The sequence below is a fragment of the Catenulispora sp. GP43 genome, assembly GCF_041260665.1.
Taxonomy (GTDB): Bacteria; Actinomycetota; Actinomycetes; order Streptomycetales; family Catenulisporaceae; genus Catenulispora.
The window spans coordinates 226,233-244,469 of sequence record NZ_JBGCCT010000013.1 but is presented as its reverse complement, the minus strand read 5'-3'; the positions used below and the strand labels follow the sequence as shown (position 1 = coordinate 244,469).

General features: G+C 70.7%; 16 protein-coding genes and 1 pseudogene. 10 read left to right on the top strand and 7 right to left on the bottom strand.

All coding sequences use genetic code 11. The annotated features are described in order from the left end of the window. Positions 1-5: 5 nt before the first annotated feature. Entirely contained in the window at positions 6-1,616 is a 1,611-nt protein-coding gene (locus tag ABH926_RS26445) for a putative bifunctional diguanylate cyclase/phosphodiesterase (protein WP_370368467.1), read from the bottom strand. A 258-nt stretch (positions 1,617-1,874) separates the two neighbouring features. Here ABH926_RS26445 and ABH926_RS26440 point away from each other — a divergent pair, with 258 nt between their 5' ends. From ABH926_RS26440 to ABH926_RS26430, 3 genes are all read left to right on the top strand, one after another. After that, complete coding sequence (locus tag ABH926_RS26440) at positions 1,875-2,369, top strand: GNAT family N-acetyltransferase (RefSeq protein ID WP_370368466.1); 495 nt, start codon at positions 1,875-1,877, stop codon at positions 2,367-2,369. Between the two features lie 219 nt (positions 2,370-2,588). Continuing rightward, on the top strand, positions 2,589-3,749 hold the full coding sequence (gene trpS / locus ABH926_RS26435) for a tryptophan--tRNA ligase (RefSeq protein WP_370368465.1): 1,161 nt from the start codon (positions 2,589-2,591) through the stop codon (positions 3,747-3,749). A 126-nt stretch (positions 3,750-3,875) separates the two neighbouring features. Beyond that, positions 3,876-4,448: a permease gene (locus ABH926_RS26430; RefSeq protein ID WP_370368464.1), complete on the top strand. Its 573-nt coding sequence runs from the start codon at positions 3,876-3,878 to the stop codon at positions 4,446-4,448. A gap of 19 nt (positions 4,449-4,467) precedes the next feature. Here ABH926_RS26430 and ABH926_RS26425 read toward each other — a convergent pair whose 3' ends face one another. The 3 genes from ABH926_RS26425 to ABH926_RS26415 form a co-directional block, all read right to left on the bottom strand. After that, positions 4,468-4,878 carry a VOC family protein gene (locus tag ABH926_RS26425; RefSeq protein WP_370368463.1) on the bottom strand — a complete coding sequence of 137 codons (411 nt, stop codon included), beginning with the start codon at positions 4,876-4,878 and terminating at the stop codon, positions 4,468-4,470. A gap of 139 nt (positions 4,879-5,017) precedes the next feature. Beyond that, positions 5,018-5,470, bottom strand: coding sequence for a carboxymuconolactone decarboxylase family protein (locus ABH926_RS26420; RefSeq protein WP_370368462.1), 453 nt, complete (start codon positions 5,468-5,470; stop codon positions 5,018-5,020). Positions 5,471-5,621: 151 nt separating this feature from the next. Further along, the gene (locus ABH926_RS26415) at positions 5,622-6,947 is read right to left on the bottom strand and encodes a hypothetical protein (RefSeq protein ID WP_370368461.1); all 1,326 of its coding nucleotides are present in this window, start codon (positions 6,945-6,947) and stop codon (positions 5,622-5,624) included. Positions 6,948-7,150: 203 nt separating this feature from the next. Between ABH926_RS26415 and ABH926_RS26410 the strand changes: the two genes are divergently transcribed. Then, positions 7,151-8,896: a ricin-type beta-trefoil lectin domain protein gene (locus ABH926_RS26410; protein ID WP_370368460.1), complete on the top strand. Its 1,746-nt coding sequence runs from the start codon at positions 7,151-7,153 to the stop codon at positions 8,894-8,896. 265 nt (positions 8,897-9,161) lie between these two features. On the opposite strand, the gene ABH926_RS26405 is transcribed toward ABH926_RS26410, so the two are convergent. Next, entirely contained in the window at positions 9,162-10,184 is a 1,023-nt protein-coding gene (locus tag ABH926_RS26405; protein ID WP_370368459.1) for a hypothetical protein, read from the bottom strand. 476 nt (positions 10,185-10,660) lie between these two features. Here ABH926_RS26405 and ABH926_RS26400 point away from each other — a divergent pair, with 476 nt between their 5' ends. Together ABH926_RS26400 and ABH926_RS26395 are read left to right on the top strand one after the other, a co-directional pair. Then, positions 10,661-11,173, top strand: coding sequence for a class I SAM-dependent methyltransferase (locus tag ABH926_RS26400; RefSeq protein ID WP_370368458.1), 513 nt, complete (start codon positions 10,661-10,663; stop codon positions 11,171-11,173). Then, entirely contained in the window at positions 11,134-12,087 is a 954-nt protein-coding gene (locus ABH926_RS26395; RefSeq protein ID WP_370368456.1) for a hypothetical protein, read from the top strand. Before ABH926_RS26400 ends, ABH926_RS26395 begins: the two co-directional genes overlap by 40 nt. 72 nt (positions 12,088-12,159) lie before the next feature. On the opposite strand, the gene ABH926_RS26390 is transcribed toward ABH926_RS26395, so the two are convergent. Both ABH926_RS26390 and ABH926_RS26385 read right to left on the bottom strand, forming a co-directional pair. Then, positions 12,160-12,771 carry an AAA family ATPase gene (locus tag ABH926_RS26390; RefSeq protein WP_370368455.1) on the bottom strand — a complete coding sequence of 204 codons (612 nt, stop codon included), beginning with the start codon at positions 12,769-12,771 and terminating at the stop codon, positions 12,160-12,162. 97 nt (positions 12,772-12,868) lie between these two features. Then, a complete protein-coding gene (locus tag ABH926_RS26385) occupies positions 12,869-13,228 on the bottom strand; it encodes a hypothetical protein (protein ID WP_370368454.1) in 360 nt (119 codons plus the stop codon). A 76-nt stretch (positions 13,229-13,304) separates the two neighbouring features. Here ABH926_RS26385 and ABH926_RS26380 point away from each other — a divergent pair. From ABH926_RS26380 to ABH926_RS26365, 4 genes and pseudogenes are all read left to right on the top strand, one after another. Beyond that, positions 13,305-13,451 (top strand): annotated as a pseudogene (locus ABH926_RS26380) (transcriptional regulator); the annotation flags it as partial. 100 nt (positions 13,452-13,551) lie between these two features. Then, positions 13,552-13,920 carry a hypothetical protein gene (locus tag ABH926_RS26375; protein WP_370368453.1) on the top strand — a complete coding sequence of 123 codons (369 nt, stop codon included), beginning with the start codon at positions 13,552-13,554 and terminating at the stop codon, positions 13,918-13,920. 10 nt (positions 13,921-13,930) lie between these two features. After that, positions 13,931-15,886 carry a M3 family metallopeptidase gene (locus ABH926_RS26370; protein WP_370368452.1) on the top strand — a complete coding sequence of 652 codons (1,956 nt, stop codon included), beginning with the start codon at positions 13,931-13,933 and terminating at the stop codon, positions 15,884-15,886. A gap of 253 nt (positions 15,887-16,139) precedes the next feature. Next, positions 16,140-18,218, top strand: coding sequence for a cell wall-binding repeat-containing protein (locus ABH926_RS26365; protein WP_370368451.1), 2,079 nt, complete (start codon positions 16,140-16,142; stop codon positions 18,216-18,218). The last annotated feature ends 19 nt before the right edge of the window (positions 18,219-18,237 follow it).

Sequence of the window (18,237 nt, the reverse complement as noted above, 5' to 3'; positions counted from 1 at the left end):
CCTGCTCAGGCGGCCAGCGGCGCGCCGCGGGCCAACAAGTCCCTGATCCCGGCGGCCGGCAGCGCCCGGGAGAACAGCCAGCCCTGCCCGGTGTCGACACCGAGCCGCCGCACCGTCTCCAGCTGCCCGGCGGTCTCCACACCCTCGGCGGTGACCGTCAGCCCGAGCGCGTGCCCGAGCGCCGTCACCGTGGCGATGATCTGCTCGTCGGCACCGCATGGGCCCATGCTCCCGGGCCCCGCGGCCGCCCCGGTCCCGCCACCCATGCCCGAGGCCAGGCCGGCCACGAACGTGCCGTCGATCTTCAGGATGTGCACCGGCAGCCGCCGCAGGTGCGACAGGTTCGAGTAGCCGGTGCCGAAGTCGTCGACCGCGATGGCCACGCCCTTGTCGGCCAGCGCCCGCAGCGTCGCCTGCGCCGCGTCGTCACCGGGCAGCAGCGCCGACTCGGTGATCTCCAGGCGCAGCCGCTGCGGCGCCAGCCCGGACTCGGCCAGCGCCGACAGCACGTGCCCCATCAGCCTGGGGTCCCGGCACTGCCGCACCGCCACGTTCACCGACACCGGCGGCGCCGGCTGCCCCGGCGCGTCCGGCCATGTCGCCGCCGCCTGGCACGCCTCGGAAAGGATCCGCCGCCCCAGCTCCACGATCAGCCCGGAGTCCTCGGCCAGCGAGATGAACCGGTCCGGCGGCACGATCCCGAACCGGGGATGCCGCCACCGCACCAGCGCCTCCACCCCGGTCACCGCGCCGTCGGCGAGGGACACGATCGGCTGGTACTCGCAGTAGAACTGCCCGGACTCCACCGCCGCCGGCAGGTCCGCCGCCAGCCGGTACCGGGCCACGTCAGCCCCGGCACGCTCGGCGTCGAACAGCGTCCACCGGTCCCGGCCCTCACCCTTGGCCCAGTACAGCGCCAGATCCGCCGCCCGCAGCAGATCCTCCGGCGCCGAGGCCGCGGCCAGCGCCTCGACCGCGCCGATCGACGCCGTCACCGTCAGATCCCGGCCGTCCACCCGCAAAGGGTCCCGCAGCGCCGACAGCACCCGCTCGGCGACCCGCTCCACCATAGGCCGGCCCGCCGAGCCGCGCCGCGGCGGCCCCTCAGCACCCTGCGGCAGCACCGACTCGGCCAACGCCGCAGCAGCCGCAGCCGCCCCGGCCACGCCACCCCCATTACCGTTGCCGGCCCCGGCCCCGTTGCTGTTCCCGGCACCCGCGGCGACGTTGTGGTCCGTGTAGCTGTGGTCCTTGTAATCGACCAGCACCGCGAACTCGTCCCCGCCGGTCCGCGCCAGCAGATGCCCGCCCGGCTCCAGCACCGACCGCAGCCGGGTCGCCACCGCCGCCAGGAACCGGTCCCCGGCACCGAACCCCAACAGGGCGTTGATCTGCCGGAACCCGTCCAAATCCAGGCTGCACAAACCGATCCGCTGCCCCGGCCGGGCCCGCGGCCCGGTGCGCGCCTCCAGCCACCGGCCCAGCATCGCCCGGTTCGGCAGCCCCGTGAGCTCGTCCGACCACGGCGCCGCCGACCGGGACCCGGCCGCCTGCGCGTGCGCCGTGGACGAATTCTGACCCGACACCGCGACCACCTCCATCGCGGACCAGGACATCTGATTGGCCTGACCCGCATTGCCGCCTGCGCGGCATCCGAACGACTACCGAGCGCGATCATAGGACCATCCGGGGGCGCTGTGACGGTGCACACACTCCCGGATCACCTGATCGTGGCCGTACTGTCACACTCCCACCGCACACTTCACGCCCGCACCGCACCATCGGCGCGCGCCGGTGGCGCCACACCGCCCCCGGCGTCCGCACCGCGACCGCGGCGGGCCTGACCCGGCGGGCCTCGGGCAGAATCAACCGCTGTGCAGATCACCATTCGCGAAGCCCTTCCGGCCGAGTTGGCCGCCGCCGGCGAGCTGACCGCCGCCGTGTACCGGGACGAGTCTTTGGCCGAGCCGACCTACCTGCCGCGTCTGGCCGACGCGGCGGCCCGGCACGCCGCCGACGGCGCCTGGCAGCTGATAGCCCTGGACGAGGCCGGGACGCTGGTCGGCGCCGCGGTGTACACGGTCGCCGGCAGCGAGTTCGCCGACATCGCCGCCGGACAGGAGGCCGAGATCAGGATGCTGGCCACCGCCGGCTCGGCCCGCGGCCAGGGCGTCGGGGCGGCGCTGGTGCTGGACTGTGTGCGGCGCACCCGACAGGACAAGCGGCCGGCGCTGGTGTTGTCGACGAAGCCGCAGATGACCGCGGCGCAGCGGCTGTACGCGCGCCTGGGTTTCGCCCGGACCCCGGAGCGCGACTGGGAGTACGCGCCCGGGAAGGGGCTGCTGACCTTCCGCCTGGTCATCGATTGAGTCCGGCATGCCTGCCCTGATATCCTGATCCCGTGAAGATCTTCGTGTGTGCCAGCTGGCGGCCGTCCTAGGACGGTTGTTCAGCCACACGCGCCGACAGGCCGTCCGACGTTCCGGACGGCCTTCGTTGTTCTCGGCCCCCTCGCGGGAGCCCCGGCGGTCCGGACGCCGGCGGCGCCAGTCCCCCGACCAGCTGGGATTCCCGCGAGGAGAACGACGATGAGCATCACTGTTGACGTACCCACCAATGCCGACGACCAGCCGCGTGTTTTTCCCTCTGGTACCGCCGCCGGCGCGCACCTCACACCCGGCGCACCCGGTGCGCCGGGAGCTGCGGGAACACCGGAGAGCGCCGCTCACCTGACCGAGGCCGAGCTGGCCGCGCAGTTGGTCGGCGACGCCCGCCAGATGCGGGTCCTCACCGGCGACCGCCCCACCGGGGCCCTGCACCTGGGCCACTACCTGGGCTCGCTGCGCAACCGGGTCCGGCTGCAGGACGCCGGCGCGGACCTGTTCGTGCTGGTCGCCGACTACCAGGTGATCACCGACCGCGACGCCTCGGCGAGCATCGCCGACTTCGCCCTGGGCCTGGTCGCCGACTACCTGGCCGTCGGGATCGACCCGGCCCGCAGCACCGTGTTCGCGCACTCTGCCGTCCCGGCCCTGAACCAGCTGCTGCTGCCGCTGATGTCCCTGATCTCCGTCCCGGAGCTGGAGCGCAACCCCACCACCAAGGCCGAAGCCGCCGCCTCCGGCCGCCCCGCGCTGTCGGCGCTGATGCTCACCTACCCGGTGCACCAGGCCGCCGACATCCTGTTCTGCCGCTCGGACCTGGTCCCGGTCGGCCGCGACCAGCTGCCGCACCTGGAGGTGACCCGCACCGTCGCGCGCCGCTTCAACACCCGCTACGCGCCGGTGTTCACCGAACCCAGGGCCCTGATCTCCGACGCCCCCTCGGTCCTGGGCGCCGACGGGGCCAAGATGAGCAAAAGCCACGGCAACACCATCCCGCTGCAAGCCACCGCCGACCAGACCGCCGGCATCATCAAAGGCTTCAAAACCGACACCGACCGGCACATCACCTTCGACCCCGAACACCGCCCCGAGGTGTCGAACCTGCTGCTGATCACCGCGCTGTGCCGCGGCGAGGACCCGGCGGACCTGGCCGGACAGATCGGCTCCGGCGGCGCCTCGGCCCTCAAACGCGCCGCCACCGAGGCGGTGAACGAGCACCTGCGCCCGATCCGGGCCCGCCGCGCGGAGCTGGCCGCCGAGCGCGGCTACCTGTCGGCGATCCTGCGGCGCGGCGCCGAACGCGCCACCGCGGAGGCCGAGGCGACCCTGGCGAAGGTGCAGGAGGCGATGGGCATGGCCTACTGAACCCTTGATCGAACGCGTGTTCCCGCATGGTGGCGGCGCGCGCCCCCGCGCAGGAACACAGCCCGGGCCCCCACGACCGGCCCATCCGGCAGGCGTCCCAGCACACCCGATGCCAGCATCAGGTCCGTGAGGTTCCGGCACGCACCCGAAGCCACCGAACCCGGCACGACCGCGACCGTCCCAGCCGCACCAGCCGCCCAAGCGCCGGACGCCGGCAGCCGCGACCTGGTACGCCGCGTGATCACGATCGTGCTCGTCCTGATCGCCCTGGTGCTGGTCTACCTGGCGGCCTCGGCGTGGATCCCGCGCTGGTGGGCCCACCGCATGGGCGGCGCCATCAACGGCCAGCTGTCCACCGGGGCGCTGCTGGGGATCTGCTTCGGCATCGTGTTCACGATCCTGCCGCTGGGCCTGCTGTGGCTGACCATGCACCGGCCGATGCGCTGGAAGACCAGGGTCATGTGGCTGGCCCTGGCCGTGATCCTGGCCGCCCCGAACCTGATGACGCTCGGCGTCGCGATCGGCGGCGGCGGAGGCGCCCACGCCGGCCAGCGCACCATGGACGTGCAGGCGCCGATGTTCCGCGGCGCCACCGCCATCGGCGCGCTGATCGCGATCGTGGTGTTCATCGCCCTGGTGGTCGTCTACCGGCGCCGGCCCAGGCAGCCGAGACAGCCGAAGGCCCCGGCGGCGGCCTGAGACCGGGCACCGGCCGCGATCAGCCGGCCGCGGCGGCGGTGTACGGGCTGTAGAACAGCTCCAGCTGGATCCCGTCAGGGTCCTCGAAACTCACGAACTGCCCGAGGTCGGTGTCCCGCACCGGGGAGTGCGCCACCCCCAACTCCTCGAACCGGCCGATCCACTCCTGCAGCTCGGCGGCCGACCCCACCCCGAACCCGAAGTGGTCCAGCCCGGTCGTGGCGAAGTCGAACGCCCCGCCGCCGTTACCGTTGTGCTGCTGGAACGCCACGCACATGCCCGTCGGATGCAGCATGATCGTCTGCAGCCAGGCGTCCCGGTCGGTGACGGCCAGGGTCTTGAACCCCAGCACGTCGGTGTAGAAGCTGACGCTGGCGTCCCGGTCCCGGACCGAGAACGACACGTGCGACCAGCCGGACAACTCGGCCATGCGGCCCTCCCGAACTCCTGAAGGCGACGCCGGTGCGGTCGATGCCGCACGGCGCTGTCAGTGCTTTGATCCGACGCCGCACGCTACCGCACCGACCGCCACAAGGCGCCCCGCACGAGACGCCGCTACGGGCCCGCACCTACCAACCCGCGCCGGCGACCTGCCGCGTGACGTGGTTGAGCCGGTTGAACAGGTTCGTCAGCGCCACCATCATCACGATCGCCGCCAGCTGCTTCTCGTCGAAGAACTGCGCCGCCTGCTCCCACACCGCGTCACTGACGCCCTCGGGATTGTCCGCCAGCCGCGTCGCCGCCTCGGCCAACGCCAGCGCCGCCTTCTCCTCCTCGGTGAAGAACGGCGCGTCATGCCACACCGCCACCAGCCCGATCCGCTCCTCGGACTCCTTCATCCGGCGCATGTTGCCCATCCCGGAGTACACACACGGCGCACACCCGTTGATCTGGCTGGCCCGCAGATGCACCAGCTCCAGGACCGCCGGCTCCACCCCGCCGTTGTTCACGGCCTTGTACAGCTGCTGGATCGCGCCGGTGGCGTCGAGGATCATCGCCGGGTTCTGGATACGAGCTTCCACTTCAGTACTCCCTGTATCAGTCGAAAGGCATTGCTTCACGAAGATTGGACCCGTTGGTCCTACGCCTCTCTGACTCCCGGGCGCCGGAGAATGTGACAGCGCCGGATGTGACCTGGGTCACATCCGGCGCCGTATCGACGTTCACGCAGCTCTAGCTGCCCTGCCAGACCGTCACATCCAGCACCGCATAGGGATTGGCATCGGTACTGGACGGCAACCGCCGCACCGTCACCAACACCAGATGCCCCGTCCCAGTGGTGATACAGAAACTGCTGCCCGTCGCTATCTGCGACAGCAGCACATCGTGCTGGTACCGGGTGTCGTTCAGACACGACGAGAACGACCCGGTGTCGGTCGGATCCAGGATCGCGACCCGGTCGGCATAGAAACGCCCATCGACGAAACTGCCCGCGAAGAACCCCATGGTGTCCGGACCATTCGAGGTACCAGCAGAGGGGTGGTACGGATCGCTGAGGAAGTTGACGCTATAGCCGGACGCCAACTGGATCCCGACATACGCACCCAGCACAGTGCCCTGCGCGACCGTCGAGGAGGAGGAAGGCGACCCGGACCCCGAACTGGTGCCGGAGCTGTCAGTCGGCGACGGAGCAGACCCCGCGCTGCTCGCCGGCGACGAGGCACCCGAACTGGACGGCGACAACGCCGCGGTGTGCGACGGCCGCGCGGACGACGCGACCGGCGGCACGGACGCGGCGGTGGTACTCGAGGACTGCTTCGAGTTCAACGCATGATCGCCGAACGCGCCCACCCCCACGCCCACCGCGAACAACAAGACCGGGATACCAACCCGCGCCAGAGAACGCTTCTTCGCAGGCTCAGGGGAGACGGCCACGCTCGCGCTCTCGGCGCGCGCCGGCAGCTCCGCTTCAGCTTGGCTGCGGGTCTCTGCTTCTACCTCTACCGCCGCCTTTGCCGCCGCAGACGCGTGCGCGACCTCGGCCGGCTCCGACACCCCAGCAGCTGTCTTCGCTCCCGCCGGCTCTGCCCCAACCTCATCGGCTACCCCGGCGCGCACCTCTACCTCAGCGTCCTGCTCGGCTGCGGTACCCGCATGCTCTTCGTCAGCCTGGTCCGTGTCAGCCGGCTCCAGCTGCACCGACTCCGCCTCGTCCGGTTCCACCTCCGGAATCGGTGTGATGATCGAAGGCTCCGGCGGCGCAGGCGCCGGCGCTCCCTCACCCGCATTCCGCTCCCCGCCCCGGCTCTCATCCTCCTCGGCGAGCTCCGCGATCTGCCCCCAGTACTCCCGCCAGGCCTCGACGTCCCCCTCCCAGGCCTCGACCAGCGCCAGCGTCACCTCGCGCGTCGGCAGCCGTTCGCCGCCGAGCGCCGCGTCGATCTGCCCCGCTGTGAGCCCGGTGCGTTCCCGCAGCTCCTCGTCCTCCGGTCCCTCCGCGAAGTCCCGAAGGTCCCGTAATCCCTGCGCCAGCACCCCGACCGCCGACGTCGACGACACGTGCTCCCCTCCCCTGCTCGTCCGATCCGACGGTGCCCAACCCTAGTGCCGCGTGCTCCGGGCCACGACCCAGAATCAACAGCTGGATGCCGATGACCGGATCTGCACGTATGACGCGGAACCTTGACACTTCCGAGCATCCGCAGTGTGCTGATGCACGGCGTGCGCCCCGCAGATCTTTCAGGATTCAGCAAGGAGGCACCATGTCATCTCCCCGCCCCGGCCCCGGCCGGCTCGCAGCCGCCGCCCTGGCCTGCGTACTTGCCGCTCTACCGCTGACAACCAGCACCGCTCACGCAGCGCCACCGGCACCGCCCTCAACATCCCACCCCGCCACCGCCACCACCGCCGCCACTACAACCAGCACCGCCGCGGCGACTCTGGCCGCCACGCCCCCGATGGGCTGGAACGACTGGGCCCACTACCAGTGCTCGGTCGACGAGTCCGTGGTCGTCGCCAACGCCAACGCCCTGGTCAGCAGCGGCCTGGCCGCCAAGGGCTACAAGACCGTCACCGTCGACGACTGCTGGATGGCCTCCTCCCGCGACGCGAACGGCAACCTCGTCGCCGACGCCACCAAGTTCCCGCACGGCATGGCCTGGCTCGGCAGCTACCTGCACAGCAAAGGCCTGAACTTCGGCATCTACGAGGACGCCGGCTCGTCCACCTGCGGCGGCTACCCCGGCAGCGGCCAGCCCGCCGGCGGCGGCGCCGACCACTTCGCCGCCGACGCCGCCACGTTCGCCTCCTGGGGCGTGGACTACCTGAAGCTCGACGGCTGCAACGTCTACGTGCCGTCCGGCCAGAGCACTGAGCAGGCCTACCGCACCGCCTACACCGCCGAGTCCACCGCCCTGGCGAACGCCGGCCGCCCCATCACGTTCTCGGAGTCCGCCCCGGCGTACTTCCAAAGCGGCGAGTGGGGCAACCCCACCTGGTTCGACGTCCTGGGCTGGGTCGGCGGCCTGGGCCAGCTGTGGCGCGAAGGCTACGACATCGCCACCTACGACAGCTCCAACCCCACCGCCTCGCGCTGGTCCTCGGTCATGTCCAACTACGGCTACAACCGCTGGATCTCCCGCTACGCCCACCCCGGCAACTGGAACGACCCCGACTTCCTCATCGCCGGCGACCCCGGCCTGAGCGGCGATGAGTCCCGCTCCCAGGTCGCCCTGTGGGCGATGATGAGCGCCCCGATGATCCTGTCCTCGGACGTGGCGAACCTGTCCGCCGACGGCCTGGCCGCCCTGGGCAACACCGACCTCATCGCCCTGGACCAGGACAGCGCGGGCCACCAGGCCGGCGTGGTGTCCACCAACGGCACCACCGACGTCCTGGCCAAACCCCTGGCAGGCGGCGACCGGGCCGTGGCCGTCCTGAACCGCGGCTCAGCCTCCGAGACGGTGTCCACCACCCTGGCCTCGGTGGGCCTTGCGAACTGCACCGCCACCGCGAAGAACCTGTGGACCGGCACCACCGCCACCGCCGGCACCCTGACCGCGACCATCCCCGCCCACGGCACCGCCATCTGGCGCCTCACCCCCTCGGCGAGCTGCGCCGCGGCGGTACCCACCGGCGAGATCGTCGGCAACGGCGCCAAGTGCATGGACCTCACCGGCAGCAACACCACCGACGGCACCGCGACGATCCTGTACACCTGCACCGGCAACGCCAACCAGGCCTGGACTCGCCCGGCCGACGGCACCGTGCGCACCCTCGGCAAGTGCCTCACCGCGAACGGCACCGCCGCCGGCAGCGCCGCGGTGATCTCCACCTGCACCGGGAGTACGGCGCAGCAGTGGACGGCGCAGGCTGACGGGACCGTCACGAACAAGGCCTCCGGGCTGTGCCTGGACGTCTACGGCGGCGGCAGCGCCGACGGCACGAAGCTGGACACCTGGACGTGTGGCAGCCATCAGGCGAATCAGGCTTGGGCCCTGCCGAGCTGAGACGTAACTGACAGCTGACACACAACGGCGCGGCGGGGGACTCGCCTCCCTGCCGCGCCATCATCGTCTTTTGCTGCTCTACTCCAATTCCATCGCTACCGGTGCAGTCCTGCCGCAATGCTTTGCCGGTCTACTCCGCCTCCGCGTTACCACTCGCCGCCTACTTGCTCTCGCCGCCTACTTGCTCTCGCCGCCTACTTGCTCTCGCCGCCTACTTGCTCTCGCCGCCTACTTGCTCTCGCCGCCTACTTGCTCTCCCCGTCTCTTACTCGGCGCCGCTTCCCACAGCATCCGTCCCCTGCTCCTGCCGCCGCCCACCCGGCACCCGCACCACCGCCGCATCCCGCTCCCTCGCAGCCGCCGCCAACTCCCCGCGCAACGACGCGGCCATCAACTCGGCCTCCCGCCGCGCCTCCCGCTCGGCCGCCAACGCCGCCACATCCTGCTGCCACCGCGCCGTCACCTGCTGCACCTGCACCGCAGCAGCCTCCGCAGCGGCCTCGGCGCGCGCCGCCCGCTCCGCCTCAGCCTGCCTGGCCGCCGCCTCCCGCTCAGCACGCTCGCCCTCAACGGCCCGGGCAGCATGCGCGACCTCGGCATCAGCCTTCGCACTGTCCACCTGCGCGGTCAGCGACGCCCGCAGCGACTCCAACTCCGCCGCCGCCCGCTGCGCCACCGCCTGCGCCTCGACAGCAGCCGCAGCGGCCTTGCCCTCAGCCGCCGCGATCTGCGCGTCAGCGGCCTGACGGACCAGCTCGGCCTGCTCCCGCGCCGCCTGAAGCTGCAACGCCGCCTCAGCCCGGGTCCGGTCCGCCAGCTCCGCGGCCTCGGCGGCGTCCCTCCTGGCCGCCTCGATCTCCCGCCGGGCCTGCTCCCGCATCGCCGTCAGCGCGGCCTCACCCTGCTCCCGCACCTGCGCGAGCTCCTCAAGAGCCTCCTGCCGCAGCGCCTGCTCCTGCTCGGCGTGTACGACGACCGCCGCCTCCAGCGCCTCCCTGGCCACCTCGGCATCGGCCCCGGCCTGCTCAGCCCGCGCATTCGCCGCCTGCCCAGCCACCTCGGCCTCGGCCCGCCGCGCCGCCTCAGCAGCGGCCACCTGCTCAGCAGCGGTCACCCGCGCCGCGGCATCCAGCTCCACCGAGCGCACCTGCCGCTCGACGTTCTCCGGATCGGTGATCGCCTCAGCCCGCTCCAACCACAGATCGACCTGCGCCCCCAACTGCCGCAACGTCGCCGCCACCGACACCCCGGACGCCTCGAACCCGGCGCGCGCCGCCGTCACCGGCATCCCCCCGCCACCCATGACGCCCCCCACACCCACACCGATACCGACCCCGCCGAACCCGCCGCCACCAGCACCAACCCCGGCCACCCCGACCCCCGCACCGCCAGGCGCATTCCCGACAGCCGCAGCAGCCTCAGCCCTGGCAGCAGCCTTGCGCGCCCGGTTGAACGTCACGGCATTGTGCGAGGGGTCATCGCAGTACTCATGCCGCCGCCCCCGACTCCCAGGCAGCGTCTCCTTCACAGGCCGCGAACACCGCCCCAACCGCTCGAACTTGCATAACGGCCGCGCCCCGGCACTCAGCTCATCGCTCACAGCACCATCCTGGCGGACCCCGCACCCCGCCGAGCCACCGCCACTCCGCGACGTTCCGCACAGCACAATTTCATTACCCTGCGAGACATGCAATGCAACGCAACTCTGTAATTTTATGCAAGGAAACAGGCTCCGCATAATGCACGTTATGCGGAGTAGGGAGTGTGGGGCGACAGCCGCTGTTCGCCGACCTGGTGCACGCCGCCAGCGGCCCTGTCGCCGATGTGGGATGCGGGTCGGGACGGATCACGGCGTTCCTGCGCGGAATCGGGGTGGACGCGTTCGGGATCGATCTGTCCCCTGCGATGGTCGAGGTCGCACGGCGCGACTTCCCCGGTCTGCGGTTCGAGGCCGGCTCTATGACGGGCCTGGACCTGGCCGATGCCTCGATGGCCAGCCTGCTCGTCTGGTACTCGCTGATCCACGTTCCCGACCACGGGGTCGGCCCGGTCCTGAAGCAGACGCAAGGCTACGGCGGTCACCCGATGAACGTGTATGTCCACCGCCGCCAGCCCTCCCAGGTGACCGACTGGCTGACGGAGGCCGGGTTCACGGTCGAGGCTGTTCGCCCGCTGACTGCCGTCACCACCGGGTGGCCACCGGATCTGGGGGCGCGGCTACAGCTACGATCACGCTCATGGCCGGGGCAGGCACTGACGTCGACTGGGCGAAGCTGATCCACGCGTTCGGCGCCGCGACGAACATTCCCTCATACATCACGGATTGGCGTGGCGCCAACCTGCGGCGAAAGCTCGATGCCGACAACTATCTACGCATGGCGGGCTTCGCCTACGGACTGTGGCCGGCGACCGCGCCGATCACCTTGACCCTCCTGGACTTCCTGGACGGTCCTGATATCGACGGTGACGACGCCTACCTTCCGTTGCTGTTCATCGACAGGATCGCGCACCAATGTGATCGCGGCGACGATGCCGGAGCCGTCGGCGCAGCCGTCACCTCACACGCCGCGGAGATCGCTTCCTGGATCAGCGCGTACGCCGAAGCCGACCATCACGGGCAAGGCAGGCTGCGCGACGACGGATCAGGACTCGCCGATCTCGTCAACGCCCGATCGCGCCTGGAGTGTTTCGACCTCATCCCGCGGCTGTTGCCTGCGGTGCTGCCCTGGATGCACGACGGGCGCATCCGGCGGCGGGCCTGGATCGCCGCCACGATCACCGCCATGGCCAGGCACCCGGGCCTGGCCGACCAGCGATCCGCGCTCCAGGCGACGATCGAACGCACCGCGTCCGCCGAGTCGGATCCCCACGAGCTGTCCACCCTCCTCATTGCCCTGGGCGACCTCGGTGGCAAGCCGTCGGCGTGGCTCGATCACCAGCACGTCGGCGTACGAATCAGCGCCGCCATAGCGCTCGGCCTGGCCGGCGATGACGCTGCCGCGCCCGTCCTCCGAAAGGCGGCCCGAGAACCCGCGGCCTACTTCGCCTCGTTCGGCGATATGGCACCTCCGGGGCAGTTCATGACGCCGCCGCACGGCAGGGACGTCCTGTCGGAGGCACTGCGACGTATCGAAGACGGCCTCGATCGCGCGACTGATTTGGCGGCTCCGGCGCGTCGCACGAATAGTTGACCGCGACGTTTGCTGACCGCGACGTTTGCGCCGAGCCGGCCCAGGCGGATGGCATCACCCCAGCCGGCGCCGTCATCGAGGTCCGGCGTACTCCTTGTCGAGCCACTCGCAGACTACGTCAGCCACCTCGGAGGCGGTCAGGTCCGTGGTCTCGACGACCAGGTCGGGGTCCTCGGCCTGTTTGGGGAGGGTGTTCTGGTGCAGCGACAGGCCGGTCGGGTGGGCGTGGCGGCGGTGCCGGTCGGCGAGCTGCTCGTCGGCCACCGCGAGCTCGACGACGGCAACCCGCGCCGTCCTCTCGTCGCGCATCCGGCGCAGTCGGGCCTGCAGGTCATGGTTCACGGCCGGCTCGAAGGCCTGTCCGTCCACCACCACCCCGACGCCCGAGACGAGCATCGCCACGATCGCCGCGTTCATCGCGTAAAGCATGGCCAGGGCATCGGGCCCGTTGTCGATCCGCCGCGCCCCCGGCATGTGCTCCACGTTCTGATAGGTGAACCCTCGGGCGGCGTGCCGGGCGTTCTTCACACCTCCGGCCCACTGCCCCGGCACCATTCGATAGAGCTCGTCGACCCCGAACCGCAGCAGCGGCTCCTCCCAGTGCTCTTGGATGGCTTCTGCGAGGGTCGACTTGCCGGCCGCGGACGGGCCGGTGAGGACGACGCACAACGGAGCCTCAGTCATCGATCTTCCATTTCCATTCTGCGGTCAACAGTCCCGCGTGAGGAATGTGCACGAGCGGCCGCCCGCCACCGGCATCCACGTGAGGACGCTATCGGGTTCACCGGTCTGCTCCGAGATCGCTCGCGGTGTCGAAGGGCTCGTCGTGCCACCGCCAGCCAGCGGTACCGTCACCGTGGACGTTGAGCATGAACTCGGCGACCGGGCTGCCGTCGGGGAACGTCATGGTTAGTCCGTCGCGGATCTGCTCGTAGCAGGCATCGGCCAGCTCCCAGTCTTCGGCCTCGAAGGCGCGTTCCTGCTCGACGAAGAGCGGGTGGAACAGCTCGAAGCCGGGCAGCGTCTCGATGTCCGCGTGGACCCAGAACATCTCCGTGTCGGTGACGGTCAGCCGCGCGATCTCCTGCCCGTCGTGATGCAGCCGCCAGCTGCTGCCCGGGGACAGGTGGGGGTTGGTCATGGACTCCATGATGTCGATCGCCACCGACGGTGGCTTTGCCTGCGGTTTGCATGGCGCCCATCCCCCTTCAGGCGCCCGCGCCGCCCTCGCCCGCCACCAGGCCGATCCCACGGTGACCGGCCTGGTCGAAGAACTGCGCGACGCCAGCCCCGACTTCGCCCGGCTCTGGGAACGCCACGACGTGCAGGCCCCGCCGACGCTCGCCAAGACCTTCCACCACCCGTCGTCGGACCGGTCCTCTGCCCTCTCGCCTACACCGCCCTGTGGCCCGCCGCTGTAGGCATGGTTCTTGCCGGACTGCCCGGCGCGCGACCCTCGCCGGCGTGTTCACCCTCTTCCAGCAGCACAGCACCGATGACTATCGCGGTCGCATCTTCGGCGCGCTCGCCAGTGTGGAAGGGGTCTGCCAACTGGCCGCAACCTTCGCGGCCGGCTACTTGGGCCAGGCCGTCGGCATCATCCCGGTCATCACCGTCCAGGGCGTCTGCTATGTCGTGGCAGGGTTCACTGTTCTCTTCGCGGTATCTGACGCCGCTACGTACCCTCCGCGTGAAGCCATCGCGACCAGCGAGATCACGGAAGCCATGCACGAAGGCGCAGGCCCGGCATGTCGAATGGGCCGTAGGCGAGCGATTCCGGCCGAACACCGGCGTGTGATAAATCAAGGTGCCGGCTGCCCACGGCCCGGCTAGGGTGCCGCGCATGACCCGCGCTCTTCCTGACTATGCGAGCATCACGGCCGATGATCTGGCTCAGGCCTGTACCGCGGCGCTTGAGGAGTGCGACGCTCGCATCGCCGAGCTCGTGGCCATCCCGAACCAGCAGCGCACCTTCGAGAACACCGTGCTAGCGCTGGAGGAGGCTCGGGCAGCGGTGAAGGAGGCGCGCGCCGCTTGGGGATTGCTCGCGGAGGTGTCCCCTGACAAGGGGTTGCGGCAGGCCTCTCAACTGTGGGCTGAGCGACTCGACAAGCACGCCGTCGGCATCGGTCTCGACGAGCGGGTGTTCCGGGCGGTGCACGAGTACGCGAACAGTGCGCAGGCCGCGGCGCTGACGGCCGTGGATGCCCGGCTGCTGCGTGACCTGCGGCGTGACTACCAGCGCACCGGGATCGGCTTGCCGGCTGCACAGCGCGAGAAGTTGCGGGTGCTTTTCGACGAGCTGGTCGAGCTCGCCTCCGCCTTCGCGGCGACCCTGGCGGGCTGGCGCGACGGCATCGTCGTGGACCGGGACGAGCTGGCGGGTCTGCCGCAGGCCTACATCGAAGGCCTCGAGCGCGTCGGGGACGGCTACCGGGTCTGGCTGGACAACCCCGAGTTCTGGCCCTTCATGTGCCAGGCCCACTCGGCCACGCGACGCCGGGAGCTGCTGAAGAAGAACCTGCGCAAGGGCGGCGCGCAGAACGTCGCCCGGCTTGAACGCGCCCTCGTGATACGCCGCGAGATCGCCGACATGCTCGGCCACTCCTGCTGGGCCGGCTACGTCCTTCAGACGCGGATGGCCAAGACACCTGAGGCGGTCACCACCTTCTTGGACGACCTACGCCGCCGCGTCGCGCCGAAGGTCGCCGCCGACCTGGCCGAGATGGCCGACGCCAACGAGGCGGCCGGCGGTTCGCGGGAGATGACCCAGTGGGAGCAGCCCCACGCCATCAGCCAGCTCAAGCAGAGCCGCTACGCCTTCGACGACGCCGAGGTCGCACAGCACCTCCCGCTGGAAGCCTGCCTGGAAGGACTGTTCACGACGACCGGAACCATACTGGGCATCCGGTTCGAGGAAGTGTCCGACGCCTCCGTCTGGCACCCGGACGTGCGTACCTTCGACGTCGGCGAAGCCACAGGCGGCGCGCCGTTCGCCCGCTTCCACCTCGATCTGTTCCCGAGGCCGGACAAGTACAAGCACGCGATGGCGCTCGCCCTACGCGCGGGACGACGCCTCGCGGACGGTTCCTGGCAGCAGCCTGTCGCGGTGATGCTCACCAACCTGACCCGCCCGAGCGCCGACACGCCCTCGCTTCTGCGCCACTGCGAACTCGTCACGCTCTTCCACGAATTCGGCCACGTGCTCCACGAGGTTCTCACCCGGGCCGAGCACCTTCGCTACTCCGGCGCCGAAACGGAGATCGACTTCGTGGAGGCGCCCTCGCAGATGCTCGAGCACTGGTGCTGGGAACCGGACGTCGTGGCCGGTTTCGCCCGCCACCACCGAACCGGTGAGCCGATGCCGAAGCACCTGCTGGCCGCACTGGCCGCCGCCAAAACCGCCGCATCAGGGGTGCTGACCATGCAGCAGCTGGCCTTCGCAACGCTCGACGCGGCCTACCACTCGGCCCAATACGCCGGTGACAGCACCGCCACCTACGCGCAGGTGTACACCCAGCACGGCGATGCCTACGTCGAGGGCACCCACCTGCAATCCGGCATCACGCACCTGTTCGGGTACGACGCCGCCTACTACAGCTACCTGTGGGCCAAGGTGCTGGGCGACGACATGTACACCCGCTTCCAAGAAGCCGGCCCGCTCGACCCCGCCATCGGCGCCCACTACCGGCGCACCGTCCTGGAACGCGGCGGCACTGTCGACGGGCAGACGATGGTGCGCGACTTCCTCGGCCGCGAGCCGTCCCACGATGCCTTCCTGCACGACATCGGCCTGTAGCGGGAGGCCGTCGGAGGGGATCAAGCAGAAGGCGGACGTCGGCACGGTCATCGAATTGGGGATACTGGGCGTGACGCACATCCATCCCGGTTCGGCGATGTCACGCGATGATTTCACATAATGCGTGCCGGCACTTTTCCGGCGGCCGGGATCGGCCGCGGGCTGCGGCACGCCGTGGCCACCCGGGCAGTAGCGGTAGCAGATTTCGCCGATCCGGCTCAGCGCGTCGACCACCTGTTCTATGCTCGCGCGCGTGACGTCCGCATCCCAGAACTCGAACTCGCGCCGCGGTGCCGCCGGCCTGACCGGGCTGGCGCTGACCGCGCTGTCGTCCGGGCTGGTCGCCGTGCCGACGGCGGCCCACGCGTCGGCTGCCCCGGCTCAGGCCTGGGCTCCCGGCGCCCGGTCCAACGGCCCGATCGCGTACACCGTCCAGCCGAACGGGCCGAACGGCCCTGACATCTGGAAGACGGTGAATCCCGACGGGTCCGGCCAGGCCGTGGTGCCGGCCGGGGATCCCAGGGCCTATGACGGCATCGGTGCCGGTGCGCCGAACCAGAGCGGGCTGACGGACCAGGGCGTCGGACCGTTCATCGGCCATTTCGCGTACTCTCCCGACGGCTCCCGCGTGGTGTTCCCCAACCACTGGAACGACTGCGCCGAGCTCGCCGATGCCGACGGCACGAACGCGACGGTGCTTGCCGGCGGCGACTGCGTGCTGGGCGACGCCTCGGGCAAGGCCCGTGTCCTGAAGGCCAACGTGGCGGGCAAGCCGGTGTGGAGCGCGGACAGCAAGTCCGTGTACTTCCAGTCCGGCGCCTCGATCGTCGCGGTCGACGCCGCCGGGACGGTGGCCACGCCGGTGGCCCTCAACGTCTCCATCCCGGCCACGTACCAGCTGGATTCCGTGTCGCCGACCGGCGCGTTCGCCTTCTCCGACTACCAGTCACACAACATCTTCATCCTCGCCCCCGGGGCCTCGTCCTTCCGGCAGCTCACCACCGGCCTGCACGCCTTGTTCTCCCCCGACGGCGCCACGCTGCTCGTATCGGACTTCTCTCCGGCACCGATCAGCGGTTTCTCACTCGTGGAGGTCAACGCCAGCAGCGGATCCCGTACGCCGCTCACCGACCCGGCGACGGAGAACGTGGACCAGACCATGTTCTGCTGGTCTCCGGACGGCACCTCTGTCGCCTACGTCGCGAACAAAACCCTGTACACCCGCTCGGCCACACCCGGCGGCAAGGCCACAGCGGTGGTCTCCGACCCCAACGGTGTGGCTCTGGGCGACTGGCACAACGGCCCACTGACCCCGCCGCGTGCCCTGGACCGTATCGGCGGCTCCGACCGGGTCACGACGTCGATCGCGGTGTCGCAGTGGTCTTACGCCAACACCGGCGCCGGGGGCACGCAGGCGAAGGCGGCGGTGCTCAGCCGCAGCGACCAGTTCGCCGACGCCCTCGGCGGCAGCGCCCTGGCCGCGCAGAAGAACGGCCCGCTGCTGCTGACCGCCACCGGCGGGCTCGACCCGCGGGTCGGCGCCGAACTGCGCCGCATCCTCGCGCCCGGGTCGGACGTGTACGTCCTGGGCGGTACCAGCGCGCTGAGCCCGGTCATCGAGCAGCAGATCCGTGGACTGGGCCTGACCCCGGTCCGACTCAAGGGCGATGACCGCTTCCAGACCTCCGCGGCCGTGGCCGCCGCGATCAGCCCGCACCCGCACACCGTCATGGTGGCCACCGGCCGGAACTTCCCGGACGCGCTCGCCGCGGGCGCCGCGGCGGCGCAGGATCCCGCCGGAGGTGTCGTGCTGCTCTCCGACGACGGCACGCTGCCGGCCTCGGGCAAGAAGTTCCTGGCCGGGACCAACCCGCGCTCCACCGCCGTCTACGGTGTCGGCGGCCAGGGGGTGCAGGCGCTGGCATCGGCGTTCCCGCAGTGGGCTGGGCTGACCACGCCGCTGAAGGGCCCGGACCGGTACAGCACGGCAGCGGCGGTGGCGCGCAGCGCCCTGTTCACGGCGCACGGCCCCGTGCCCTATGTCGGTCTGGCCACCGGCGACGCCTGGCCGGACGCACTGGCCGGCGGGGCGCTGATCGGCCGGCTGCACGGGCCGCTGCTGCTGACGACGAAAACGTCGCCGTACCTGCCGCAGCCGCAGCTGGACTATCTGCGGGCTCTGGCTGCGCACCTGAGCGGGATCACGGTGTTCGGCGGAGAGAACGCGGTGGCCACCGGGGTGGCGGTGAACACCGCCGAAAGCGGTCTCGGCCGGGACGGCTTCTACACGTTCACGAACCGGTCGACGCCTCCGGTGACCGGCGCTCGCTGAGCACGTTCGCCCGCGGCGG